This window comes from Lysinibacillus macroides (assembly GCF_001281525.1).
Classification (GTDB): Bacteria; Bacillota; Bacilli; order Bacillales_A; family Planococcaceae; genus Lysinibacillus; species Lysinibacillus macroides.
On record NZ_LGCI01000005.1, the window covers coordinates 523,027 to 548,547 of the forward strand.

A 25,521-nucleotide genomic window follows, 5' to 3' on the forward strand; every position below is an offset into this window, starting at 1 on the left:
AGTGGTTGGTAAACTGCGAGTATTCGTATATCACATCAGATAATACATTATGCTACAATAAAAGAAAAAAAGAGGCGATGACTGTGAATAACGTCATTGATTTTATTGCAAAGAAAAGAGAACGTGAGGAAAGGCAGCGCGCTCAGGATTTGGAACACTATGTAGCTACGCGCTGTAATTTTCAGCAGCCTGAAAACATTGATGCGCTTGTAGAGGAAAGGCTTATTGAGGTCAAGGATCATTCATTATTTCTGGGCTTTTTATCCATTTTAAAGGACGAGCAAATAGAGCCGCTCGCTATTTTTCAGGATGTATTTCTGTTAGAGCCTGCGCGCTTTGAAATGTCCTACAATATGAAATGGTGGTCAGTAGTTCAGTTGGCGTTTACATTTTTAACAATTCTAAAGGAAAATGAGCCACATACATATGCTCAATTTTTAGGTCTTTCCACATAATCTAGGTAGATAGCGTATACCTAGATTTTCTTTGTATATGAAGTGATGGATAGAGCGGCAAAACGGCTGGATAGCAATGGATAGAACTGAACGATAGACGGATAGCTAGCCATGCTCAAGCTTGCTAATTTAAGTCGAAAACACGACATTTCATGCACAAACCTTGTAGGATATAGCAACTATTCAGTATAATAGTAAAATGGAAATTCAAGTGCATGGATTTCGTTTGAAAGGAGTTACCTGATTGCGATGAATGAGGAACAACGCTTAGCTAATCAACAAGTCAATCAACCAAAAAAAGAAGACAAGCCTGAAAAGGATTATAGTAAATATTTTGAGAAGGTTTTTACAGCGCCTTCGTTAAAGGATGCTAAAAAGCGTGGGAAAGAAGAGGTCAAGTACCACAAAGATTTTAGTATAGCAGAAGAATTCACAGGGATGGGCAAAGATCGTACCTTCTATATTCGTACGTATGGCTGTCAAATGAATGAACATGACACAGAAGTAATGGCTGGGATTTTTATGCAGCTTGGCTATACAGCAACAGATAAGATTGAAGAAGCAGATATAGTGCTACTGAATACATGTGCTATTCGTGAAAATGCAGAAAACAAAGTATTTGGCGAGCTGGGCTTTCTGCTAAAATATAAACGTAAAAATCCAGAAATGCTGATTGGTGTTTGTGGCTGTATGTCACAAGAGGAATCCGTTGTTAATAAAATTTTAAGAAGCTACCCGCATGTAGATATGGTGTTTGGTACACATAATATTCACCGTCTACCAAATATTTTAAAAGAAGCCTACATGTCGAAGGAAATGGTGATAGAGGTTTGGTCTAAAGAAGGCGATGTTATTGAAAACTTGCCGAAAAAACGTCTGGGCTCCATTAAGGCTTGGGTGAATATTATGTATGGCTGCGATAAATTCTGTACGTATTGTATCGTTCCATATACACGTGGTAAAGAGCGTAGTCGCCGTCCAGAGGAAATTATTGCTGAAGTTCGTGAGCTAGCAGCGGCAGGCTACAAAGAAATTATGTTGCTGGGCCAAAATGTCAACGCTTACGGCAAGGATTTTGAGGATATCGATTATCGTCTTGGCGATTTAATGGATGAATTAAGAAAGATTGATATTCCACGGATTCGTTTTACAACGAGTCATCCGCGCGATTTCGATGATCATTTAATTGAAGTGCTTGCAAAACGGGGCAACCTAGTGGAGCATATTCATTTACCAGTGCAATCTGGCTCAAATGATGTGCTAAAAATTATGGCGCGTAAATATACACGCGAGCATTTCCTTGGATTAGTGGACAAGATCAAAGCCGCAATACCTGAAGTGACATTAACAACGGATATTATTGTTGGCTATCCAAATGAAACAGAGGAGCAGTTTGAGGAAACATTGTCTTTATACCGTGAAGTCGGCTTTGAGGCAGCGTTTACGTATATTTATTCTCCACGTGAAGGCACACCAGCTGCAAAAATGGTTGATAATGTCCCTGAAGAAGTAAAAAAAGAGCGTCTGCAACGTTTAAATGAAGTGGTGGGTGAATACTCACGTAAAGCATTAGAGCGTTTAAATGGTGAAATTGTCGAAGTACTAGTTGAAGGTACAAGTAAACGACGCGACGATGTGCTAGCAGGCTATACGCGGAAAAATCGTTTAGTTAACTTTAAAGCACCAGCAGAGGTAATTGGTCAATTAGTAAAAGTAAAAATAACAGAGACTACATCTTATTCACTTACTGGTGAATTTGTGGAAGTCGTAAAAAATGAAAAGGTGGAAGCGTAAATGACACAAGTTTTATATACAAAAGAGGATTTAATTAAAAAATCACATGAAATTGCACATATGATTGCCAATACGCCAGAGGTTGAATTTTTTAAAAAGGCAGAAGCACAAATTAATGAAAATCAACAAGTACGTGAACGCATTGCCAGTTTAAAAAGCTTACAAAAACAAGCGGTTAATTTCCAACACTTAGGGAAAGAAAAAGCATTAAAAATGATTGAAGATAAAATTGCTAAAATCGAAGAGGAAATTAATGATATTCCTGTTGTGCAGCAATTTAAAGAATCACAAGGTGATGTGAATGATTTATTGCAACTTGTATCGAATACAATTGCCAATAATGTAACAAATGAAATTGTTCGTTCAACAGGCGGTGATGTACTGCGCGGTGAGACAGGTTCACAAGTAGCTAACTCTCAGCCAGGTAGCTGCTCTTAATAAATCCTAGCAATCAAAGCTCGAATGACAGCATTCGAGCTTTTTCATGTCTTCTTCTATTAAAGCATTCTCTTGTTATAGCGAAAAAGATTTGGACAATACATTTCATTCTCTAAAAATATATGTTCACCCAATGGGCGCTACCTGCATATGATGAAGTGAAAAGAGTCGAAGGAGGAATTGCGCTGAAACGTTTACGACAAATCGTGACGAAAGCAGTAGTTGCCAAGGGGAAGAAAAGAACGGAAGAGCGTGTTACATTATCACCGACAAATAAACCGACAAGTATTTTAGGATGCTGGGTGATTAATCATACTTGCTCCGCGAAAAAAGTCGGCAAGTTTGTGGAGGTAACAGGAAAGTTTGATGTCAATGTGTGGTATGCCTATAGTAATCACTCGAAGACAGCTGTATTTTCCGAAACGGTTCATTATAAAGACAAAGTAAAGCTGCATTATCGAGAAGGCGAAATTAGTGTTGGTGATGATGTACGAGTACGTGTTCTTCAGGAGCCAAATTGTATTGAAGCCATCATTTCTCCATGTGGTACGAAATTTGAAATTGTTGTAGAGCGTGAAGTCATTGTCGAGGTAATGGGTGAAACAACGATTTGTATCAGTGTGCATCCACTAGACTATGAAGAAGATTGGAGCTTTAAAGATGAGAGTTCATCATCCTCCTCTTCAAGCTCTAGTTCAAGCTCCTCTTCAAGCTCTGATGGAGAAGGCAGGTATGTGTTAGAGTCGTCATCGTTTCCTGATGAACGCCCAAGATAAGTTTATCAAACATCATTTTTTGATACATGCGAAATGCTAGCATCTTAAAAAAAGGTGAAAAAAGCGTTTCGCATGTATCTTTTGTTATAATAAAAGTATCTATTAGGCAAGAGTGAGGGATTTTGAAGATGACGATATATACGCCAATGATGCAACAGTATCTACAGGTAAAAGAAGATTATAAAGATGCCTTTTTATTTTTTAGATTAGGCGACTTTTATGAAATGTTTTTTGAGGATGCCATTCATGCCTCGCAAATTTTAGAGATTACATTAACAAGCCGAGATGCAGGCGCGAAAGAGCGCATTCCTATGTGTGGCGTGCCGCATCATTCGGCTAAAAACTATATTGAAACACTTGTGCAAAAGGGCTATAAAGTGGCGATCTGTGAGCAAACAGAGGACCCGAAACAAGCAAAAGGGGTGGTCAAGCGTGAAGTTGTTCAGCTGATTACACCAGGAACCATTATGGAAGGCAAGGCGCTTGAAGGGAAATCTAATCATTTTATTGGAGCAGCCGAGCAACTGGATGATCAGACATTTGGCTATGCTTATTTGGATTTATCAACAGGTGAAGCAGTGGCTTCTTCGATTAAAGGCGATGGCAAGGCGCTGTTAATGCAAATGCAGGCGTATGGTATTTGTGAGCTTATTGTTACAGAAAGTTTGCAGTTGTTATTGGCTGAGCATGCGGTGAATGTGGGAATTGTTCTTTCTATTGAAGAAGATGAAATGACATTGGAGCAAGCGATAAGCTATTTAGAGGCTGTACCACAAGCATTACAAATTCCATGTCTTCGATTGCTCGCGTATATCGATAAAACACAGATGCGTTCCTTATCACATATTCAGGCATTCACATTTCATGAAATCAAAAATTATTTACACATTGATTCCAGCTCCAAACGCAATTTAGAGCTCATTCAATCCATTCGCGGTGGGGATCAAAAGGGAACACTATTATGGCTACTGGATGATACGGTGACAGCAATGGGAGGACGTAAATTAAAGCAATGGCTACATCAGCCGCTTGCTACACGTTCAGCTATCGAAATGAGACTAGCCATTGTGACAGATTTATTGGAGGAATATTTCGTTAGAACAGAGCTACAGGCCTCTTTAAAACAAGTATATGATTTAGAGCGTTTAGCTGGTCGTGTGGCTTTTGGCAATGTAGGTGGGCGTGATTTAGCACAGCTACGCGACTCATTACGACAGGTGCCGATGATTCAGCAGCAGCTACTGGACGCTGATAAGGACACACTTCAACGATTAGGCACAGCACTAGATAGTTGTGCAGATGTTGAGGCATTCTTAGCACGGGCCATTACAGATAATCCACCCATTACCATTAAAGAGGGAGATGTGATTCGTGATGGCTATAATGAGCGCTTAGACGAGCTGCGTTATGCTGCTCGCAATGGCAAGGATTGGATTGCCCAGCTTGAGCAGGAGGAGCGTGCAAAAACAGGCATTAAAAATTTAAAAATTGGCTATAACCGTATTTTTGGTTATTACATTGAAATTACAAAATCCAATATTCATTTGGCTGATTTAACACGTTATGAGCGTAAGCAAACATTGGCAAATGCTGAGCGTTATATTACGCAGGAATTAAAAGAAAAGGAAGCATTAATTTTAAATGCAGAGGAAGAAAGTCTAACATTAGAATATAACCTATTTGTAGAAATTCGTGATACATTAAAGGCATTTATTCCACGTGTACAAGCGCTAGCAGCAAGTATTAGTGAATTAGATGTATTACTAAGCTTTGCAAGTGTTTCGGAAAAATATCGTTTTACAAAGCCCGAATTTCACGAGGGACGTACTCTTGAAATTATAGAGGGGCGGCACCCTGTAGTGGAAAAAATGTTAAATAAACAAATGTATGTGCCAAACGATTGTGTTCTCGAAGAAGCCCATAATATGATGCTTATTACAGGGCCCAATATGTCTGGTAAAAGTACTTATATGCGTCAGGTAGCCTTAATTGTTGTGATGGCACAGATGGGCTGTTATGTGCCTGCTGAAAGGGCGAAGCTGCCGATTACCGATCAAATTTTTACACGTATTGGCGCAGCGGACGATTTAGCAGCAGGACAATCAACCTTTATGGTGGAGATGCTTGAATCCCAGCATGCTATTACCCATGCTACGAAAAACAGTCTGCTGCTATTTGATGAAATAGGGCGTGGTACTTCCACTTATGATGGGATGAGTCTTGCACAGGCTATGATGGAATATATTCATCATAATATCGGCGCAAATACTTTATTTTCCACGCATTATCATGAATTAACAGCACTTGAAAAGGATTTGCCACGTCTGCAAAATGTGCATGTTTCTGCTACTGAAAAAAATGGGATGGTTGTCTTCCTGCATAAGGTGAAGAAGGGTGCGGCTGATAAATCCTATGGTATTCATGTAGCACAGCTTGCTCAATTGCCAGAGGAGATTTTAGCAAGGGCGCGTGTTTTACTGGAAAACTTTGAAGCAGGTAAAGAGGTAGTGGCTGAAGTGCAACAAGTAACGGAGCAGCCTGTACAGATGTCATTATTTGCAGAGGAGGAGCCTCTTTCACCAGCTGAGGCAGAGGTGCTAAAAAAATTAGAAAAGATCAATATTTTAGGCACTTCACCCATGCAGGCGATGAATATTTTATATGAGCTACAGCAGGAATTAGTCAACGCTAAAAAATAAAGGAGTGATACGAGCGTGGGAAACATACAAATTATGGACGAGTGGCTCTCCAATAAAATTGCAGCAGGGGAAGTGGTAGAACGACCAGCTTCTGTTGTCAAAGAGCTTGTTGAAAATGCGATTGATGCTGGTAGTACGTCCATTGATGTTTTTTTACTAGAAGCGGGGCTTACTTCTATTCAAGTGATTGATAATGGTAGTGGGATGGATGAGGAGGATGCTTTAAAATCATTTTCTCGCCATGCTACAAGTAAAATTTATCAGGAGCATGATTTATTTCGCATTCGTACACTCGGCTTTCGTGGAGAGGCACTAGCCTCCATTGCCTCCGTTTCTAAAATGACGGTGATTACATCTGATGGTGAATCGGGTACATATGTAGAGCTTGAGGGTGGACATATGATGACACATAAGCCTGGCCCTTTACGCAAGGGAACAGATATTACCGTCTCACAGTTATTTTTTAACACACCTGCTCGCCTAAAATATATGAAAACGATTCAAACCGAGCTTGGACATACCATTGACCTGATAAACCGTCTGGCCCTTGGCAATCCACAAATTGCGTTTCGGCTATTGCATAACGGTCAGCAATTGCTGCAAACAAATGGACGGGGCGATGTGCAGCAAGTGCTTGCTGCGATTTATGGTGTACACAATGCCAAGAAAATGGTGTCCTTCCAGGGCGAGTCACATGATTATAAAGTTTCTGGCTTTTTGTCGTTACCAGAGATAACACGCGCTTCGAAAAATTATATGACCATTTTTGTCAATGGCCGTTGGGTGAAGCATTATTTAGTGCAAAAAACCATTGTGGATTCCTACCATACGTATTTACCCATTGAGCGCTTTCCAATTGTTGTTCTTTATATAGAGGGCGATCCCTATTTAACAGATGTGAACGTCCATCCTGCTAAACACCAAATCCGTTTAAGTAAGGAGCCGGAGCTTTTAACATTAATTGGGGAAACAATAAGAGGGGCAATCCGTTCAGTGATGCGTGTACCACAAATGGAGAAAAAAGAAAAGGTTGTAAAGCCTGCCACTGAGCAATTAAATATATGGAAGCCAGCACCTAAAATGGATGTTGACAAAATGAATGTCATTGTAGAAAAGTTATACGATGTACAAGCTGTCAAGGAATCCGCACTTGATAATAGTATAGAGCCAGCGCCTATTGCTACGGTGATGGAGGATAGCTGGCAGCCAATGCTACAGCAGGAGACGGCAGCAGTTGAAGAAGTGCTAGATGTAGAACAACCAACCACGAAAGAACCTTTTCCAGAGCTTGAGGTTGTGGGGCAAATTCATGGCACCTATATTGTTGCACAAATGGAGGACGGGTTTTATCTCATAGATCAACATGCTGCACAGGAGCGCATTAAATACGAATTTTTCCGTGAAAAGGTTGGTCAAGTGAATCCGCATGAACGTCAGGCATTATTGCTGCCACTTACATTCCACTATGCAGCTGATGAAGCCCTTATTTTACGAGAAAATAAGCATGAATTGGAGGCTGTAGGGGTGTTTTTAGAGGAATTTGGACAGTCCTCCTTTGTGGTACGTGAGCATCCAAGCTGGTTTCCTACAGGCGAGGAGCAAGAAATTATTGAGGATTTAATTGAACAAGTGCTTACAACGAAAAAGACAGATGTTAAAAAGCTACGTGAGGATGCAGCCATCATGATGAGCTGTAAAAAATCGATTAAAGCGAATCATTATTTAACAAAGGAGCAAATGGAGGCATTGCTGCGAGATTTACGCAGGGCAGCGAATCCATTTACATGCCCACATGGCCGTCCAGTGCTGATTCATTTTACAACCTATGAAGTAGAAAAAATGTTCAAACGAGTGATGTAGTACAAAGGGGGAGAAGCAATGGGGAAATTTATTTTAGCAATTGATCAAGGAACAACAAGCTCCAGAGCTATTTTATTTAATCATAAGGGTGAAATTGTCCATGTTGCGCAAAAGGAATTTCAGCAGATTTTTCCAAAGGCTGGCTGGGTAGAGCATAATGCCAATGAAATTTGGGGCTCCATTCTCGCTGTGATTGCCGCCGTGCTCACAGAAAGCGGACATGAAGCCAGCGAGGTACATGCGATTGGTATTACGAATCAACGAGAAACAACCGTGGTCTGGGATAAACAGACAGGACAGCCCATCTATAACGCCATTGTCTGGCAATCACGTCAAACACAGGATATTGTCAATGAATTAAAAGAGCAGGGTCATGAAGAACTGTTCCAACAAAAGACAGGATTGCGCCTAGATGCTTATTTTTCAGCGACAAAAATTAAATGGATTTTAGATCATGTGGAAGGTGCACGTGTAAAGGCTGAAAAGGGTGATTTATTGTTCGGTACGATTGATTCGTGGATTGTTTGGCGATTATCAAAAGGACAGGCTCATATTACCGATTATTCGAATGCAGCGCGCACAATGCTTTATAATATTCACGAATTGCAATGGGACCAGGAGCTTTGCCAGCTATTAGCTATCCCCATGTCCATGCTACCTGAAGTAAGAAATTCATCAGAAATTTATACAGCAACAGCACCGAGTATTTTCTTTGGCGAAAAAGTCCCCATTGCAGGTATTGCTGGTGATCAGCAGGCAGCTCTTTTTGGGCAAACTTGCTTTACAAAGGGAATGGCTAAGAATACCTATGGCACTGGCTGCTTCATGCTCTTAAATACTGGACAGCAAGCAGTAAAATCTGACAATGGCTTGCTTACAACCATTGCTTGGGGAATAGATGGAAATGTCACCTATGCATTAGAGGGAAGTGTTTTTGTAGCAGGTTCAGCTATCCAATGGCTCCGTGATGGTCTACGTATGATTCGTAGTGCAGGGGATTCAGAAACGTACGCGAAAAAAGTGGAGCATACGGATGGTGTCTATGTTGTACCTGCATTTGTTGGATTAGGCACACCGTATTGGGATACAGATGCTCGTGGTGCTATTTTTGGCTTAACACGTGGAACCTCGAAAGAACATTTTATTCGAGCAACACTGGAATCATTAGCTTATCAAACAAAGGATGTATTGGATGCAATGGAGGAAGCAGCTGGTACGCCGATTGAAGTATTACGTGTAGATGGTGGAGCTGTCAGCAATGACCTATTCATGCAATTCCAAAGTGATATTTTGCAACTCCAGGTAGAGCTAGCGAAACTTAATGAATCTACAGCGCTAGGAGCAGCCTATTTAGCAGGACTGGCTACAGGATTCTGGCAAAATCAAGAAGCACTAACGGCACTTTGGACAAGCGGGCAAACCTATCAACCACAAATGAAGGAAGACCAAGCAATGGTACTTTATGCAGGCTGGCAAAAGGCTGTGGAAGCCACACGAATTTTTAAATTATAGTTACTGGGGGAGAAAAGTATGTTTTCATTTGAGCAGCGTCCTAAAATTTTACACTATTTAGAGCACTATAGTTTTGATGTACTCGTTATAGGTGGAGGCATAACAGGAGCAGGAATTGCACTGGATGCTGCATCGAGAGGTCTATCTGTGGCATTAATGGAGATGCAAGATTTTTCAGCTGGTACATCAAGTCGTTCAACAAAGCTTATTCATGGAGGGTTACGCTATTTAAAGCAATTCGATGTGAGCGTAGTGGCAGAAGTAGGACGCGAGCGTGAGATTGTATATGATAATGCTGTTCATGTTACAACACCTGAAAAAATGCTCTTACCCTTATATAAAAAGGGCTCACTTGGCCCACTTACTACATCTTTGGCATTAAAGGTTTATGACCGTTTAGCTGGTGTTAAAAAGGATGAACGCAGAACAATGCTAGATGCTCAGGAAACGCTGGCATTAGAGCCCTTACTAAATCCAGAGGGACTAATTGGTGGCGGCTATTATGTAGAATACCGTACAGATGATGCACGACTTACCATTGAAGTATTGAAAAAAGCCGTAGAGTATGGGGCTCTGTGTGTCAATTATGCTGAGATGACAGCGTTTATTTATGATAAGAAAAAACTTGTTGGGGTTAAGGTAAAGGATCATATAACAGGCAGAATTCTTGATGTACATGCCGCACAAATTGTAAATGCAACAGGACCTTGGGTAGATCAAGTACGACAAAAGGATAAAGTGACAGATAACAAGCAATTACGTCTAACAAAGGGCGTTCATATTGTCCTTAGTCAAAAGAATTTTCCATTAAAGCAGGCTGTTTATTTTGATATTGCTGATGGACGAATGGCTTTCGCTATTCCACGTGATGGCAAAACATATATTGGTACAACGGATACGATTTTTGAGGGGGATCCACTTCATCCTGTTGCTACGACAAAAGACGTCGATTATTTAATAGAAGCAGCCAAAAGGGTATTTCCGATGGCTACGATTACAAAAGAAACAATTGAATCGACTTGGGCAGGTGTACGCCCACTTATCTATGAAAAAGGTAAAGACCCCTCTGAAATCTCCAGAAAAGATGAAATTTGGACAGCCTCAAGTGGTTTAATGACCATTGCAGGTGGGAAATTAACAGGCTATCGTCAAATGGCAGAAACCATCGTGGATAAAATTGTGAAGCTTCGTCGTTATAAGCATGCAGGCCCTTGTCTAACACGTGAACTTTCACTTTCAGGTGCAAAAGGCATCAATGCTATTAATTTCCCTGACTATATTGCCTATAAAGCGCGAGAAGGTGTGCAATATGGCTTGAACTATGATGAAGCAAAGCAGCTTGTGCAAAAATATGGCACAAATGTCGATGCATTATTTGACCGTGTAAAATATTTACATGAACATGGCAGCACAATGCCTCTAGCCTTACATGCGATGCTGCTCTATGGTATTGAAGCGGAAATGGTCTATACACCAAGTGACTTCTTTATTCGTCGTACAGGCTTATTGTATTTTGATATTGAGGCGGTCAAACTGTATAAACAGCAGGTCGCACAGGTGATGCAGCAGCGTTTAAATTATACAGAGGCACAAAAAAATATTTATATGGCACAACTAGATGAAGCAATTATGGATGCAATATACTTTGCGAAAGAGAGTGAGTAAGGGATGACACGTTATATTCAAATGTCAGATAAACATTTTATTTTTACTCGCACATTACAGCCTACAGCGCCCTGCATTGGTCATATTCATATTTTACATGGCATGGCAGAGCATAGTGGACGCTATCTTAAATTTGCACAAACACTTACTGCAGCAGGCTATGCTGTGACGATGCATGATCATCGTGGGCATGGAGAAACTGCTGCCTATAATGGCACTTTAGGCTTTTTTGGTGAACACAATGGTTTTGAGCGCGTTGTAAAAGATGTACATGAAATTATTACGTTGTTACACAAGCAATTTGCTGATGTCCCATTAATACTTTTTGGCCATAGTATGGGATCATTTATTACAAGACGCTATATTCAACTATATGGCGATGAAGCGGATAGAGTGATTTTATGCGGAACAGGTAATGTGACAGCATTTCATGCGGTGGGGAATCTTCTTGCTAGGGCATTAGCAAAAGGGCTTGGCAAAGAAACAGAGAGTCAGCTATTAAATCAGCTTAGCTTTGGTAGTTTTAATAGGCAATTCCCAAATCCAAAAACGGCTTACGACTGGCTAACTTCTGTCCAGCAAGAGGTTCAAAAATATATTGACGATCCGTATTGTGGCTTTATTCCCACTAATCAATTTTTCGTTGATTTAACAACAGGCTTTACAACATTGAATCGTAAAAAAGAAATTGCTAAAGCAAGAAAGGATTTGCCGATTCTTTTGATAAGCGGTAGCAAGGACCCTGTTGGTGAACAAGGCTTAGGTGTTTATACAGTTGCTGAGCAATTCGCAGCAGCAGGGATACAGGACGTAACGGTTTATTTATTTGAGAATAAACGCCATGAAATTTTAAATGAAGATAATCAACAAGCAGTTTTCCAAGTTTTATTACGGTGGTTAGAAAAATATGATACAAACTAAAATACAGCAGGCTGAAGTGGTAGCCATCGTTGGCCCCACTGCCTCTGGTAAAACAGCCTTAAGCATTGAATTAGCCAAAAAATATAATGGAGAAATTATTAATGGTGACGCCATGCAAATTTATAAAGGGCTAGATATTGGTACAGCTAAAATTACAGAGCAGGAGATGGAGGGAATTCCCCATCATTTACTTAGCTTTTTAGAGCCAACGGAAGCTTTTTCTGTGGCAGATTATCAAAGGTTAGTACGGGACAAAATTGCAGAAATTCAAGCTAGGCAGAAGCTACCCATTATAGTTGGCGGCTCAGGCTTATATATCCAAGCTGTACTTTATGATTTCCAATTTACTGAGGAACGGGTAGATGAAGCGGCACGTAAAGCTTACTATAATGAGCTAGCAGCACTTGGTCCAGAGGCAATGCATCATAAGCTCCAAAAGCTAGATCCAAAAACAGCAGAAACCATTCACCCTAATAATACACGCCGTGTGATTCGAGCATTGGAAATGTTAGAGTTAAGTGGTGTATCAAAGGCGGCTGAAGCGCAAAATCGTGGACAAGTTCCGCTGTATAAGCATGTTATTATTGGGTTAGGGCAAAATATGCCACGCGAAATGCTATATGAGCGTATTAACCGTCGTGGTGATATTATGATGGAGCAGGGACTTTTAGAGGAAGTAAAAGGCTTATGGCGGCAAAATATTCGAGGTGTGCAGTCCATTCAAGCAATTGGCTACAAGGAATTATATGATTACTTAGATGGCAAATGCTCACTAGAGGATGCCATTGACAGCTTAAAACAAAACTCGCGCCGTTATGCCAAAAGACAGCTCACCTATTTCCGCAATAAAATGGACGTATATTTTATTGCGGTGAATGAGCAATTATAATCTAATGTTTTTCTCTATAACGAGAAAATTCCTTAAATTACTAATTGATAAGTTGGCAGAACATGCTACTATAGGAATGAAGAGGTAGAAAGTTAGCAGGGAGGCTATTGGATGAAATCAGTTAATTTGCAAGATGCGTTTTTAAATCAACTACGCAAAAACAATATTTTTGTAACTGTCTTTTTATTAAATGGATTTCAGCTAAAGGGAACGGTGAAATCCTATGACAATTTTACCGTTTTATTAATGGATGCTGAACAAAAGCAACATCTTATCTACAAGCATGCCATTTCTACATTCGTTCCAGCAAAGCAGGTAGAAGTTTTGGAGACAGAAGGATAAAAGATTATGAAACAGCTAGTGGGTTCTTCGCACTAGCTGTTTTTTAGGCTTCAGGCTATAATAAGAGAGGAATTTGATATTTTGGAGGATAATTAACGATGAAATTAATGGAAACAACACAATTATTAGAGCTATTAGATGCAAATGAGGATCTATATATTATTGATGTGCGTGAAGACGATGAAGTAGTACATGGTATGATTCCTGGCGCACAGCATATCGCCCTTGCTACAATCCCTGAACGCCTAGAAGAATTAGATGCAACAAAGCCATATATTATTGTTTGTAAAGCAGGAGGACGCTCTGCCAATGCCTGTGCGTATTTAGAAGCTCAAGGATTTGATGTAACAAACCTAGAAGGTGGCATGCTTGCTTATGATGGCGAGCTAGAGTTTAAATAATATTGATTTTAAAGCCCTCCTGTTAGTATGCGAGGGCTTTTTGTTTTGTAAAATATGTGCAGGATTGAATAATATTTACTACTAGATAGAAGGCGACTTATGCTTGATAGGAAGAGAAAAATACACGATTGCACAACTGATATGATAGATACAAGAAGGGGAATGACAAATTGTAAACAATCCAGCGAAAAAAGCTCCATTAATTGTTAAAGCTTGAAACGATATTACGCAGACTTCCAAAAATATCCGCAAATTATCTGTTTAAAATCACTAGCGTCGCATAAACAAAGTCTGAATTTTCAGTTTTGGTTTTTCCCGATTTTAATGAAAAATCGAAAACACTAAAACCGAGGTAGTAAACATCCATTTTTTTACTATAACCTTTGACGAGTGCAACAGAGACTAGAAAGCTTTATGGGACGCTATTTTCTTGGATTTTGCGTAACCAAATGTGTGCGGATTTCCATAAAGCAGCTTTTAAATACCGACTAATTTGTAAGTAGGTTCGCTTACTTTTCGTGTTCAACTGGGCCAGTACATTCAAACAGTATACAATCATCGCGATGTAAACTTGGTTATGCACAGCTTGCTCGCTCTGCCCGTAAAACTTTTTGATATTCAAATGTTGTTTCATCCATTTGAAAAACAATTCGATTGCCCAGCGTGATTTGTATAGTTCAGCGATTTCATCTGCACTTAAATCAAATCGATTCGTGAGTAATTGTAACTCGTTTCCTTTTGTATCCAGTACTTTTATCAAACGAAACACATTCTCAGGTCGATTTTGCGTCGTTCCGATGACGACCATTTCATCGGATAAAACCGGTGAATTTTCCGCTAACTCAAATGGTTCAATCAGGCGTATAACCGCATTTTTTCTCAAACGAGAGACGAAGAAGTAGCCTTCATCTGTCATGCGATCGAACCGTTCATAATCCAAATAGCCACGGTCAAACACATACATGCATTCTTTGTCATCAACGAGTACTTCAAGCTGACCGCGATCATGTTCAACCGCGTTTGTAAGCACCGCTTTGTCTGGATAGGAACAACCTTTTTCCATAAAGACAAGGCGCAAATGAAGTTTGATTCCAGATTTGGTTTTACGAAATTTTGCCCATCTATGATTATTCAGGTTCAATGGTAAAGTGCTTGAATCAATGATTTTCGGTGGAGTCGTCATTTTTCGTCTATTTTGAAAATCTGTCTTTTCATGAATTTGTGCAACTAAGTCTAGAAAAATCGTTTGAAAAAACTCAGTCGGAATTTGATTCAGTCGTCTACCTAATTGAGAGAAACTGATCGAATTGAGGTTCGTTGCGTTCTGCAATTCTTCCGAAAAGACACAATCACTTAATGCCCGCAAACTCTCCGTTTCGTGGAGTTGTGCAAATAGTAATAATCTCATAAATGAAGCCATATGAAGCTTCTTTGTATAGTAATTTAATCGGGAGGCTTTCACCAGTTCTTCAACTAAGTCAGTCGAAATAGGTGAAAACCATTGTTCAAATGATGTTTTTCGTGTAAACTTATCCATGCGATGTCCTTTATTTTGGATTTGGATAGGTACCTACCACCAAACCATTATAAAGGCTTTTTTTATGCGATTGATAAGTTACAGAAAATTCTAATTATAATAGTAGGCTTAATTATTTTAATGCGACGCTAGTGGTTTAAAATATATAAAAATTACTAATGTGATTAGTGATAATAAAGTCGTTTAAAAACGCATCATGAACCTCTTGTTTTTACACTGTTTTTCTGTAACTTTCTAAAATAAAGATGTTTAAAATGAGGGAGAATATTAATTACAAAAGAAAAATATTGAAATTCAGAATACAATTGGAGCAATTTTATAAACGCCTACATTATTTCTTCAGAGGTTTTGAGTGCAAGGGAGCGAGCTTTGGATTTTGCACATAAAGGGACATTGGAAAAATTAAAGCAGTAGCGTCTAATTACACTACTGCTTAAGAACTGGTCGCCCCCTTATAGATTCAGTATTGAATCTATAAGGGGGCATAACAATTAATTTTGAGCATTAAACTTCATTTACTTGAATACGAATAGTCATCCCTTCACCAACTTTCGAATCTAGTGTGAATTTTCCATTAAAAGCTTGAACGCGCTCCTGCATACCACGAATACCCATCGAATCAGTACGTATAAGATCATCCACGTTATAGCCTACACCATCATCTGTATAAAGAATTTCAAAGCCTTTCTCTGTGCTTAGTAACTGCACATCCACTGTATCAGCATACGCATGTTTGAGCGCATTGTTTAATAGCTCCTGGAACAGTCGATAAATCATTAAATTTAAACGTTCATCCTCTAAATAAAGACGGTCTGTCGTATAAATTAACATAAAATCCACACGTTTATGAATTTTTTGAATCAGCTTTTCTAGTGCTGCATTTAATCCCAATGTATCCAATAATGGCGGCTTTAAACTCTCGCAATACTCTCTTAAATCATTTAAGGAAATCACCATCTGTTCATGCACCTTTTCAAGCTGTGACGGGATCATTTCTACGTCCTTCCAATGTACTAGCGCATCCATTTCTCTAGCGATATGAAGCTGTTCCTGTAAAATCGTATCATGCAGTTCTTGGGCCAATTGATATTTTTCTTCCTCAAAACGTAGCCATAGTAATTTATTGAGCCATGATAATTCTTGATTACCAGATGCTTTCTTATGCTTGAGCTGCTGTAAAAGCTCCTCGATCATTTTGGTATTTTCAATAAAATTATTTAAGTATAACAGTAATAATTCAAGCCAGAGCAATTCCTCATCTTTCAGGTAAATGGCTTGACGATGGTCGATGACAAGAATTCGTTTAAAGCGAGCATCCTGATGAATAAAGGCTAGGTAAAAATAATCTGTTTTTTGAATATCCCCTAAGCTTAATCGTTCCAGCAATGCCTCATCAATGTGCTCCATATATTCCTTGGATGGATTGTTCAAGATAACCTGATGAGTGTGAAAATCGTAGGTAAGCACAGAAACATGTTCTACCTCAAGCTGTAGCGCCACTTCCTGAGCAAATCGTGCCAACAAATCTTCAATTTTCACCACTCTACCAATACTATCGATAGTAGTATGCAGATGATGAATATAGTCATCTTTGGTCGAGAATAGAATCTTGCGCTTATGATAATCCAGCCGCTCCTTTATATAAAACAGTGCCATTAACGAAAGAAAGGTAAAAAGGAAAATCTCTGTGAGGCGGGCCAACGATAGGCCCGTTAAAAAATAAAGCCCTAGTAATAGCCAAAGGGCAAAGATAAAGGAAAAATAAGAATAATAGCGTAACCTCGAAATATAATACTCCATATCAAAGATCCGTTCAGTAAGCTGTGTGAAAATAAAGCTAAAAGGGATGAACATTAGGAATATTGAACATATATCGGCTGACAATAAAAAATTATGGAAAAAAATTTTTGGTAACGCATAAAGAAAAAGGAATGGTATAAAAGGGATAATAATACTACCTAACAATATTTTTAATTGTGGTACTTTGTATTTAATATAACTAATCACCATTATACTCAGAATAATTACGAGTAATAAGAAAAATAAACCTAAAATAATATTAGATACTGCATAATGTATACTATTGGCAATAATACCAAAAATACTCAAACCTATTACAATTAGCGGAAGTACATAAAAGATTTTAATGTTTTTTATAAATAACCATCTAGTATTCAAAAAGTCAAAGTATTCTTTTAAAAAATGTAATAAAAGCACTAGGCAAAGTAGCATACTACCGCGATTTACTATAATTCCAAAGATATTTAATACTCCTGAAGCGCCAATACTTAAGTAGGCTAGAGAAACAGTTAAAATAAATAATATTAATAAATTAATTAAAATGGTATTTTTAGGTTTTAAATATAAGTATATAGAAATTATTAATGATAATAAGTAAAAAATTGTTGGGACAAGAAAAACAGAATAAAACAGTTGGATGATATCAAAGGATTTAATATTTATGTTGATTGAATTGCCATCAGACTTCATTAAAGTCAATTCATTTGCAGTACGAATCACTAAATCATACTTAATAGTAGCAATTTCATCTACATTTTTCCCATTTATATTTAATACGATATCTCCAGGTGATATTTGATGTTTTACTGCCCACTCTTTATAATAGGGATTCGTTATTATCCAAGCGCCATTTTCTTCTTTAACTTCTATATTAATAAAAGGCTTACTATAAATGATAAATAATAGATATAGCCCTATTATTAAATATACACTTATAGTAAGCCAAAACCATTTATTAGTTGATTTTAATTCCACAAACGATTGTCAACGCCTAAATCTTCATTAAACGAATCCAAAATTGCCTTTTGCTCTAGTGCTGTCAAACCAATTAGAGAAGCCTTTTTTTCTTTTAACAATGTCACTAATGCTGGATTTTGCTCTAAATATTGAATCATGTTAATCATAAAATCTCCCCATTCTTCTAGTTTTTTATAGTCACAACTATTAGCTACTAAATCTCTAAAACAAAGGAATTATTAACCATATTTGAAACTATATTTTTATTATACTATCTATTCCCAATAATTCAACATTATTTTCTGTAAATTCCAAAAAACTCCAAAATTCACTATATTTCTTCTTATATATTTTTCATTTTAAAGAACTATTTTATTTTTAAGAGAACTTTAATATTTTTTAATATAATGAGAAAATTGAAGTAAAAAGCAGCTATTTTTTGTGTTTATTTAAAAAATAGCTGCTTTTTAATTTTTTGCATTTTTAAAAATAATCAGAATTATGTATATTTTTGTTGTAATGAAATGAAGGAGGAATGAACATGCAAAGTACTGGGAAAGTGAGAATTCCTGAGGGAAAGAAAGTCGCAGTAAACATTGGTGTAGATTTTGATGCAGCATCTGTATGGTATGGCACGTTTGGTCAAACATCTCCAGCCTATTTAGCAAGAGGAGAGTTTGGAGCTGAGGTCGGTGTGCCAAGGTTACTAAATTTATTTGAGAAATATAATATTACCACAACATTTTGTATTCCAGGACATACGGTAGATACACACACAAAGACAGTTAAAGACATTATTAGAGCTGGACACGAAATATGTCATCACGGCTATGCCCATGAAAATCCAACAGATATGAGCTATGAGCAAGAGGAATCCATTATGTTAAAGGGTTTAGAGGCTTTAAAACGAGTTGGGGTTGAGCCAGTGGGTTATCGTTCCCCAGCATGGGATTATAGTCCAAATACATTAAAGCTATTAGAAAAATATAATTTTAAATATGATAGTAGTTTAATGGGGAATGATTTACATCCATATCGACCAAGAGAAGTAAATGTCGATTTTGACAATGGCAACACGTTTGGCGCTCCAAGTCACATTATTGAAATTCCCGTTTCATGGTATTTAGATGATTTCCCAACCCAAGAATATGTGATTGGAGGGGGAGAGGGCCTTCGCTCAAACGTAGAAGTATATGAGCGCTGGAAATCTATTTTCGATTATGCAGTCGAGCATGAAAAGGGGGCCTGCTATATTTTAACTGTTCATCCTCAAACAATAGGACGAGCACATAATATTCAAATGCTGGAAAGGCTAATTCGATATATGGAAGAGAAGGGAGCTTGGTTTACAACGCTTGAAAATATTTGCTCAGCATACGAGGAAAGCGCAAATTAAATGATCGGACAAAAAAGGAGGAAATATATCCATGCAAGTAAAGGTTTCGAATGTACAATTTAAATTTGAAAGCTATTCATCCTTTGAGGATTTTGCTAATACAATCCACCGTATTTTTAAAGATATTCCTTTAGATAGTGATTATGTTTTATTCCCAGAGCTCGTAACGATTGGCTTACTCACAACTTATAACGATTATCACACATTCACAAGTCAAGATAATCGTAAGCTTACTAATTTTTTAAATGATTATATTGAGCTATTCAATACGTTATCTAAAGCTAGAAAACAAATTATTATTGCTGGCTCTACGCTTGAGCAGGAAGGACCCCATACTTATAATACAGCCTATATTTTTGATGGAAAAGGGAATTATGCTAAGCATAGAAAAACACATATTTTCCCAGCAGAATCCGATTGGGATACAAAAGAAGGAGATACCCTTGAAACATTTGATATTGGGCCAGTAAGAATTGGTGTAGCTATTTGCTATGAAATTGAAATACCTGAAATAGCAACAATTTATAGTAGACAAGGAGCGGACATTATTTTCTGTCCTTCCTATACATTTACTGAGCATGGTTTTTGGCGAGTTCGTCATTGTGCTGAAGCAAGATGTATTGAAAATCAGCTATACGTTATTCATTCCCCTATTATCGGAGAAGTGGATGGCGTCATCGAAACGGGCTTTGGCAATTCTGCTAATTTATCGCCCTGTGAGCTTCCATGGACACCTAACGGAATAATGGAAGAATGTACTACAAGCGATTTTGAGGTTATTACCTCTATACTAGAAATAGATGCGTTATATGACAAAAGAAAAAGTGGTGTCGCTACTACTTTCCATGATAGAAAACGAAGAAATGATATATATCAAAAATATAATAAGTAAGAGGTGTTTTTATGAAGAAATGGTTAACAGTTTGTTTATTCGTTTTTACGATCATTTTGGCAGCATGTAGTAGTACGGATGATTCAGGCAGCTCGGATGATAAGCAATCCTCTGATGATCAGAAAACGATTGCCTTTTTCTCTGCAGGAGCTAGTAATAATTATTTACAAACAGGCATTAAAGAGGCTGAAAAGGTCGCAAAGGAATACGGCTGGAAAATTGAAATATTTGATGGCGGCTTTGATCCACTTAACCAGCTTAACCAGCTTCAGAATGCTGTAGCACAAAATAAGTTTGATGCCTTTTTAATTGAAGCGGTGGATGGCAATCAGCTATGTGATATGGTTCAAAGCTCAGTTCTCCCAGCAAATATTGCTGTTTCAGCCATCAATATTGAATTGTGCGGAGCAGTGGATGATGCTGCTGAGGGAACACTTACGTTTGTCGGTGGACAAGGTGTGAATGTCTATCAGGATATTTACAAGGATATTGTCGCAAACAATCCAGATGGTGGGAAAATTGCTATTATTGGTGGTCCATCCACTGGTACACCCTATTTAAATAATATAAAGGGCATGGAGCTTGAAATAGCTAATAATGATAAATGGGAAATCATTGGCCCATATTCAACAGATTACACGGCAAATCAAGCGTTCCAAATAACACAAAACGCATTGCAGGCACATCCTGACTTGAAGGTTATCTTTTCAAACTATTCAGGTATGTCAGCAGGGGTTGTAGAGGCTGTGAATGCTGCAGGTAAAAAAGGAAAAGTGAAAATTTATGATTTTGGCGGAGATGAGTGGTCCTTTGAAGCCGTCAGAAATGGTGATATTGAACAAACCGTTATTATGCTTCCAAAAGAAGAGGTACAAAGAGGAATGGAAGCGATTAAAAATCATTTTGAAGGGAAAGATTATCAATCATTCTATGATTTAACGCAAGAGGAAATCTTACCAGGCACACCTTATGTAAATAAAAATAATATCGCAGATTTTGAAACAAAAGGGTTACCCGAATATTAGATGGAAGTCATTGTAAAAATATAGGCAAGTTCACGGGACCTTTTCAATCATCTTGTGTGCTTGCTCTATCAGAAGGGGAGTGATTCTATGACAAAGGCAACACCCATTATCAACATCACTAATCTAACAAAAAAATATGGTGAATTTTTTGCTAATCAGAGTATTAATATTACAATATCAAAAGGCCATTGCCACGCTTTTATTGGGCAAAATGGCTCAGGCAAATCAACGCTTATTGGCATGCTTTCAGGCAGAATTAAGCCTACAGAAGGTAATATTTTTATTGATCAAAATGAATTACATTATGGCGATCCTCATAGTTCGAGAGAGGCTGGCATTGCTACAATATTTCAGGAATTAACCATCATACCGAACATGACTGCCTTAGATAATGTATTTCTTGGCTTTAAGGAAGGTAAGTCTATTTTGGTCAATCGGAAAAAACGGTTAGAACGATTTTATGAATTGAGCAAACTTCTAAATACCCGTATTTCACCAAATTCTTATGCCATTGATTTATCTGTAGCCGATCAGCAGATTCTTGAAATTATGAGATGTTTAAATTTAGATTCCAAAATATTAATTTTGGATGAGCCTACTTCTTCTTTAGCACAGAATGAGAGAGAGGCTTTATTAGAGGCTTTAATGGAATTGAAAAAAAGAGGCATCACCATCCTTTATGTTAGTCATCATCTGGATGAAATCATGAAAATCTGTGATTCATTTACGGTATTAAAGAATGGTGTAGTGACAGAGCATAGCAGCATAGAGGGATGGACAAAGCAAAAAATTGTGCATGCCATGCTTGGTGAGGAAATTGACAGTGATTTTAAAGAAATTTTAATGCAGGAGTATCCTCATCAAATTCCTTCAGAGGAGATTATATTAGAGGTTGAAAATTTGGAGAGCTTCCACTTTTTAAAAAATATATCCTTTACATTAAAGCGGGGAGAAATTTTAGGCTTGGGTGGCTTGGTGGGCTCAGGCAGAAGTGCAATTGCCAACACGCTTTATGGGCTAGGAGAAAATTGTAGAGGAACACTTAAAATACAAGGACAGTGCATTAAAATCCCTTCTACACCAAGACAAGCAATTGACAATGGAATTGTATTAGCTCCAGAGGATCGGAAAAAAACAGGTCTTCATTTAGGCTTTGAAGTACATGAAAATATTAATCTAATTGATTTAAAACGTATTGGTTCCTACGGCTTTTTATCTACTAAAAAATCAAAAAAGCTTGCACAACAATATATACAGGAATTTAAGCTCACACGACCGATTAACTCTATTGTTAAAAATTTATCGGGTGGCAATCAGCAGAAGGTTTTATTGTCGAAGGTTACAAGTGTTCATCCTAAGGTTTTAATAGTTGATGAACCTACTAGAGGGATTGATGTTGGCGTTAAATTAGATGTATTACGTAAATTAAAGGAGTTAGCGATGCAAGGTATGAGTATCATTATTATTTCCTCTGAGCTAGAAGAGGTTGTTGCTGTTAGCAATCGTGTACTTGTTATTTCTAAAGGAGAAATTGTTAGTGAATTAAAGGGCAAGGACATTCGTGTCAATAAAATCGTTGAAGCAACATTCTTGGAAGGGAGTCACCAAACATGATGAACAAACTATCTGAAGAGCAGAATTTGACTTCTTCCAGAAATAGAAGTCTGAATTTTGTTAATATTAAAAATTTTGGGTTTAGGTATGGCGTAATTTTCGCATTTGTTGTGCTAATTATTATTTCATCGATTGTTTACAATGGGTTTTTAAATCCCACTAATATATTAAATATGCTAAGTCAATTAGCCATTATTGGCATCATGGCTGCTGGAATGACCTATGTGATGATCACTGGCGGCTTAGATATGTCCATTGGAGGATTATACGCTGCAACGGCTGTTGTCGCTGCAAGCTTAGTTGATAGCACGTCTATTTTTGTAGCTGTACTAGTCGGTTTATCAGTTGGTCTTATTGCAGGCTTGTTAAATGGTGTGTTAATTACTTATTTGAAAGTACCTCCCTTTGTAGCAACACTGGGAACAGGCTCTATTTTCACTGGCTTTGCATTAGTATATTCGAAGGCACAGCCATTTTTTGTGAAGGACCCAGCCTATAAGTTTTTCGGTTCGCATTATATTGGACCAATTCCCGTTTCAGTTATTATTCTAGCTGTTATTTTTATTACACTAGGGACCATTCTCTCTTACACGCTATATGGCAAGGCACTATATGCTGTAGGAGGTAACAATGAGGCTAGTAGATTAGCAGGATTGAAGACCAATCGACTAATCATCAGCACCTATATCATCTGTGGTCTATGTGCATCTATGAGCGGTATTATTTTATCTTCTCGACTTGCACAGGGGCAGGCAAATATAGGGGAATCAATTGTTTTGGATGTAATAGCTGCTGTCGTTATTGGCGGTACCTCCCTTTCAGGTGGGCAGGGGGCAATTTGGCGAACATTTATTGGTGGAAGTATTCTAATCATGATTTCAAATGTTTTTGATAGTCTATCCATCAGTACTTATTGGCAATCAATTTTTAAAGGTGCCATTATTATTGTTGCTGTTATGATTGATTTTTATGGTCGCTCGAAAATTCAGAAATAGAGAGGATGAATAAAATGCGCTTACACAATAAAGTAGCAATCATTACAGGTGCTGGAAATGGACAGGGACTGGCAGAGGCTGAATTGTTTTTACAAGAGGGGGCGAAAGTCGTTGCTACAGATATTAATGGAGAGGCATTGGAGCTTTTAAAGAAGCGGCACATGGGAAATGATCATCTTTTTGTGCATAAGCATGATGTATCTTCTGAGACAGAGTGGGATAGCGTTATCCAAAAGGTCATCCAATTGTTTGGACGTTTAGATATTTTAGTAAATAATGCGGGCATTCCCTCAAGAAGCTCAGTTATACAGGAGGATTTAGAGGGCTGGAATAAGGTTATGACCATTAATGCGACAGGTACTTTTTTAGGCGTTCGAAAATGTGCTGAGCATATGATGAAGCAGCGAGCAGGAAGTATTATTAATATCTCTTCTGTCTATGGAATTATTGGTGAAAAGGGCTATGTTTCCTATCATGCCTCAAAGGGAGCTGTCAGAAGCTTAACAAAGGCAGCGGCAATGGATTTAGCAGAATACAATATACGCGTGAATTCTGTGCATCCTGGCATGATTGAAACGGAAATGACACGAGATCTTTTTGAAGATAACGAAAAAGCGAGATGGATGAAGGAAGTAACGCCATTGCCATTGCTTGGAAAGCCTAAAGATGTAGCCTATGGTGTTTTATATTTAGCGAGTGATGAGGCAAAGTTTGTAACAGGCTGTGAGCTAGTGATTGATGGTGGTTGGATTGCGAAATAAAGATTAGTAATGGAGGTATTTATGACGAAGCGTATTTTAATTACAGGAGCTACTGCTGGTATTGGCAGAGCGACTCTCGATAAATTTTATCAGGAGGGCTTTCATATCCTGGCATGTGATATTAATGAAGAAGAAGGTGGCAAGCTAAGTGATATTTATGGTGCTCAGGTTGATTTTATAGAATTAGATGTTACAAATGGGGATAATTGGAAATCATTACAAAGATATATACATGACAAAGACTATGAAATTGATGTATTGTTTAATAACGCTGGGATATTTGTCATGAATGATATTGCTACAACTACAGAAAAAGAGTATCAGGCTATGTTTGATATTAATGTTAAGGGCAGCTTTTTAGCATTAAAATATATTGCACCTATTATGTATAAACAGGAAAATGGCTCGATTATTAATGCATCTTCCAATGCCGCCTTTTTTGGTGCAAAAGGCTTAGGAATATACGGGGCCACTAAAGGTGCCATACGAACACTTACAAAAAACGCAGCGATGGAATTTGCACCTTATATTAGAGTGAATTCCATTCATCCAGGATATATTCAAACACAAATGATTGAATATGCAGCACAAAAATCAAATAAGACGCCACAGGATCAGGCAAAGTATGTACCATTAAAAAGATTGGGACGTCCAGAGGAAATTGCGTCATTAGTCTATTATCTAGGGAGCGAGGATGCCTCCTATATTACGGGTAGTGAAATTGTCATTGATGGTGGTGTATCAAGCGGGCAGTCGATCTGGGAAGAGGAACATTGCTAAGGAGCTAGAAAG

At 38.1% G+C, this 25,521-nt stretch carries 22 protein-coding genes; 19 read left to right on the forward strand and 3 right to left on the reverse strand.

Features of this window, described 5'->3' with window-relative positions; all coding sequences use genetic code 11:
• Positions 1–77 precede the first annotated feature (77 nt).
• From ADM90_RS05375 to ADM90_RS05430, 12 genes are all read left to right on the forward strand, one after another.
• The gene (locus ADM90_RS05375; protein WP_235473323.1) at positions 78–455 is read left to right on the forward strand and encodes a 2-oxoglutarate ferredoxin oxidoreductase subunit beta; all 378 of its coding nucleotides are present in this window, start codon (positions 78–80) and stop codon (positions 453–455) included.
• A gap of 249 nt (positions 456–704) precedes the next feature.
• A complete protein-coding gene (miaB, locus tag ADM90_RS05380; RefSeq protein WP_053994005.1) occupies positions 705–2,249 on the forward strand; it encodes a tRNA (N6-isopentenyl adenosine(37)-C2)-methylthiotransferase MiaB in 1,545 nt (514 codons plus the stop codon).
• On the forward strand, positions 2,250–2,687 hold the full coding sequence (locus tag ADM90_RS05385) for a YlbF/YmcA family competence regulator (RefSeq protein WP_053994006.1): 438 nt from the start codon (positions 2,250–2,252) through the stop codon (positions 2,685–2,687). It abuts the gene before it with no gap.
• A 122-nt stretch (positions 2,688–2,809) separates the two neighbouring features.
• On the forward strand, positions 2,810–3,463 hold the full coding sequence (gene cotE / locus ADM90_RS05390; RefSeq protein WP_235473325.1) for an outer spore coat protein CotE: 654 nt from the start codon (positions 2,810–2,812) through the stop codon (positions 3,461–3,463).
• Between the two features lie 128 nt (positions 3,464–3,591).
• Entirely contained in the window at positions 3,592–6,162 is a 2,571-nt protein-coding gene (gene mutS / locus ADM90_RS05395; RefSeq protein WP_053994007.1) for a DNA mismatch repair protein MutS, read from the forward strand.
• Between the two features lie 15 nt (positions 6,163–6,177).
• A complete protein-coding gene (gene mutL, locus ADM90_RS05400; RefSeq protein WP_053994008.1) occupies positions 6,178–8,022 on the forward strand; it encodes a DNA mismatch repair endonuclease MutL in 1,845 nt (614 codons plus the stop codon).
• 18 nt (positions 8,023–8,040) lie between these two features.
• A complete protein-coding gene (gene glpK / locus ADM90_RS05405; RefSeq protein ID WP_053994009.1) occupies positions 8,041–9,534 on the forward strand; it encodes a glycerol kinase GlpK in 1,494 nt (497 codons plus the stop codon).
• Between the two features lie 18 nt (positions 9,535–9,552).
• Positions 9,553–11,199, forward strand: a complete 1,647-nt coding sequence (locus tag ADM90_RS05410) for a glycerol-3-phosphate dehydrogenase/oxidase (RefSeq protein ID WP_053994010.1) — start codon at positions 9,553–9,555, stop codon at positions 11,197–11,199.
• Between the two features lie 3 nt (positions 11,200–11,202).
• The gene (locus ADM90_RS05415; protein ID WP_053994011.1) at positions 11,203–12,120 is read left to right on the forward strand and encodes an alpha/beta fold hydrolase; all 918 of its coding nucleotides are present in this window, start codon (positions 11,203–11,205) and stop codon (positions 12,118–12,120) included.
• The gene (gene miaA / locus ADM90_RS05420; protein ID WP_053994012.1) at positions 12,107–13,009 is read left to right on the forward strand and encodes a tRNA (adenosine(37)-N6)-dimethylallyltransferase MiaA; all 903 of its coding nucleotides are present in this window, start codon (positions 12,107–12,109) and stop codon (positions 13,007–13,009) included. The genes ADM90_RS05415 and miaA overlap by 14 nt, the downstream gene beginning before the upstream one ends.
• A gap of 111 nt (positions 13,010–13,120) precedes the next feature.
• Positions 13,121–13,351, forward strand: coding sequence for an RNA chaperone Hfq (hfq, locus tag ADM90_RS05425; RefSeq protein WP_053994013.1), 231 nt, complete (start codon positions 13,121–13,123; stop codon positions 13,349–13,351).
• A gap of 98 nt (positions 13,352–13,449) precedes the next feature.
• Positions 13,450–13,752 (forward strand): rhodanese-like domain-containing protein, encoded by a 303-nt coding sequence (locus tag ADM90_RS05430; RefSeq protein ID WP_053994014.1) that lies wholly within the window; start codon positions 13,450–13,452, stop codon positions 13,750–13,752.
• 412 nt (positions 13,753–14,164) lie between these two features.
• On the opposite strand, the gene ADM90_RS05435 is transcribed toward ADM90_RS05430, so the two are convergent.
• The 3 genes from ADM90_RS05435 to comX form a co-directional block, all read right to left on the reverse strand.
• The gene (locus tag ADM90_RS05435) at positions 14,165–15,289 is read right to left on the reverse strand and encodes an IS4 family transposase (protein WP_053994015.1); all 1,125 of its coding nucleotides are present in this window, start codon (positions 15,287–15,289) and stop codon (positions 14,165–14,167) included.
• A 504-nt stretch (positions 15,290–15,793) separates the two neighbouring features.
• A complete protein-coding gene (locus tag ADM90_RS05440) occupies positions 15,794–18,064 on the reverse strand; it encodes a sensor histidine kinase (RefSeq protein WP_083448463.1) in 2,271 nt (756 codons plus the stop codon).
• Positions 18,055–18,213: a competence pheromone ComX gene (gene comX / locus ADM90_RS05445; RefSeq protein WP_053994016.1), complete on the reverse strand. Its 159-nt coding sequence runs from the start codon at positions 18,211–18,213 to the stop codon at positions 18,055–18,057. The genes ADM90_RS05440 and comX overlap by 10 nt, the downstream gene beginning before the upstream one ends.
• 374 nt (positions 18,214–18,587) lie before the next feature.
• Here comX and ADM90_RS05450 point away from each other — a divergent pair, with 374 nt between their 5' ends.
• The 7 genes from ADM90_RS05450 to ADM90_RS05480 all read left to right on the forward strand — a co-directional run bounded on the left by ADM90_RS05450 (position 18,588) and on the right by ADM90_RS05480 (position 25,509).
• Positions 18,588–19,442 (forward strand): polysaccharide deacetylase family protein, encoded by an 855-nt coding sequence (locus ADM90_RS05450; RefSeq protein ID WP_053994017.1) that lies wholly within the window; start codon positions 18,588–18,590, stop codon positions 19,440–19,442.
• 31 nt (positions 19,443–19,473) lie between these two features.
• Positions 19,474–20,334 (forward strand): nitrilase-related carbon-nitrogen hydrolase, encoded by an 861-nt coding sequence (locus tag ADM90_RS05455; RefSeq protein ID WP_053994018.1) that lies wholly within the window; start codon positions 19,474–19,476, stop codon positions 20,332–20,334.
• Positions 20,335–20,345: 11 nt separating this feature from the next.
• The gene (locus tag ADM90_RS05460) at positions 20,346–21,359 is read left to right on the forward strand and encodes a sugar ABC transporter substrate-binding protein (protein ID WP_053994019.1); all 1,014 of its coding nucleotides are present in this window, start codon (positions 20,346–20,348) and stop codon (positions 21,357–21,359) included.
• 87 nt (positions 21,360–21,446) lie between these two features.
• Positions 21,447–22,973, forward strand: a complete 1,527-nt coding sequence (locus ADM90_RS05465; RefSeq protein ID WP_053994020.1) for a sugar ABC transporter ATP-binding protein — start codon at positions 21,447–21,449, stop codon at positions 22,971–22,973.
• Positions 22,970–23,968, forward strand: a complete 999-nt coding sequence (locus ADM90_RS05470; protein ID WP_053994021.1) for an ABC transporter permease — start codon at positions 22,970–22,972, stop codon at positions 23,966–23,968. The genes ADM90_RS05465 and ADM90_RS05470 overlap by 4 nt, the downstream gene beginning before the upstream one ends.
• Positions 23,969–23,982: 14 nt before the next feature.
• Positions 23,983–24,729 carry an SDR family NAD(P)-dependent oxidoreductase gene (locus ADM90_RS05475; protein WP_053994022.1) on the forward strand — a complete coding sequence of 249 codons (747 nt, stop codon included), beginning with the start codon at positions 23,983–23,985 and terminating at the stop codon, positions 24,727–24,729.
• 21 nt (positions 24,730–24,750) lie between these two features.
• Positions 24,751–25,509 (forward strand): SDR family NAD(P)-dependent oxidoreductase, encoded by a 759-nt coding sequence (locus ADM90_RS05480; RefSeq protein WP_053994023.1) that lies wholly within the window; start codon positions 24,751–24,753, stop codon positions 25,507–25,509.
• Positions 25,510–25,521: the final 12 nt, after the last annotated feature.

What these genes read in the sequence shown, in the direction of transcription:
- ADM90_RS05470 (WP_053994021.1), top strand. Translation starts at nt 22,970, where the DNA reads ATGATGAACAAACTATCTGAAGAGCAGAATTTGACTTCTTCCAGAAAT.
- ADM90_RS05415 (WP_053994011.1), top strand. Translation starts at nt 11,203, where the DNA reads ATGACACGTTATATTCAAATGTCAGATAAACATTTTATTTTTACTCGC.
- ADM90_RS05465 (WP_053994020.1), top strand. Translation starts at nt 21,447, where the DNA reads ATGACAAAGGCAACACCCATTATCAACATCACTAATCTAACAAAAAAA.
- ADM90_RS05410 (WP_053994010.1), top strand. Translation starts at nt 9,553, where the DNA reads ATGTTTTCATTTGAGCAGCGTCCTAAAATTTTACACTATTTAGAGCAC.
- comX (WP_053994016.1), bottom strand. Translation starts at nt 18,213, where the DNA reads ATGATTAACATGATTCAATATTTAGAGCAAAATCCAGCATTAGTGACA.
- cotE (WP_235473325.1), top strand. Translation starts at nt 2,810, where the DNA reads ATGTTCACCCAATGGGCGCTACCTGCATATGATGAAGTGAAAAGAGTC.
- ADM90_RS05480 (WP_053994023.1), top strand. Translation starts at nt 24,751, where the DNA reads ATGACGAAGCGTATTTTAATTACAGGAGCTACTGCTGGTATTGGCAGA.
- ADM90_RS05375 (WP_235473323.1), top strand. Translation starts at nt 78, where the DNA reads ATGACTGTGAATAACGTCATTGATTTTATTGCAAAGAAAAGAGAACGT.
- ADM90_RS05435 (WP_053994015.1), bottom strand. Translation starts at nt 15,289, where the DNA reads ATGGATAAGTTTACACGAAAAACATCATTTGAACAATGGTTTTCACCT.
- ADM90_RS05460 (WP_053994019.1), top strand. Translation starts at nt 20,346, where the DNA reads ATGAAGAAATGGTTAACAGTTTGTTTATTCGTTTTTACGATCATTTTG.
- ADM90_RS05475 (WP_053994022.1), top strand. Translation starts at nt 23,983, where the DNA reads ATGCGCTTACACAATAAAGTAGCAATCATTACAGGTGCTGGAAATGGA.
- ADM90_RS05385 (WP_053994006.1), top strand. Translation starts at nt 2,250, where the DNA reads ATGACACAAGTTTTATATACAAAAGAGGATTTAATTAAAAAATCACAT.
- glpK (WP_053994009.1), top strand. Translation starts at nt 8,041, where the DNA reads ATGGGGAAATTTATTTTAGCAATTGATCAAGGAACAACAAGCTCCAGA.
- ADM90_RS05430 (WP_053994014.1), top strand. Translation starts at nt 13,450, where the DNA reads ATGAAATTAATGGAAACAACACAATTATTAGAGCTATTAGATGCAAAT.
- mutS (WP_053994007.1), top strand. Translation starts at nt 3,592, where the DNA reads ATGACGATATATACGCCAATGATGCAACAGTATCTACAGGTAAAAGAA.
- miaA (WP_053994012.1), top strand. Translation starts at nt 12,107, where the DNA reads ATGATACAAACTAAAATACAGCAGGCTGAAGTGGTAGCCATCGTTGGC.
- miaB (WP_053994005.1), top strand. Translation starts at nt 705, where the DNA reads ATGAATGAGGAACAACGCTTAGCTAATCAACAAGTCAATCAACCAAAA.
- ADM90_RS05450 (WP_053994017.1), top strand. Translation starts at nt 18,588, where the DNA reads ATGCAAAGTACTGGGAAAGTGAGAATTCCTGAGGGAAAGAAAGTCGCA.
- hfq (WP_053994013.1), top strand. Translation starts at nt 13,121, where the DNA reads ATGAAATCAGTTAATTTGCAAGATGCGTTTTTAAATCAACTACGCAAA.
- ADM90_RS05455 (WP_053994018.1), top strand. Translation starts at nt 19,474, where the DNA reads ATGCAAGTAAAGGTTTCGAATGTACAATTTAAATTTGAAAGCTATTCA.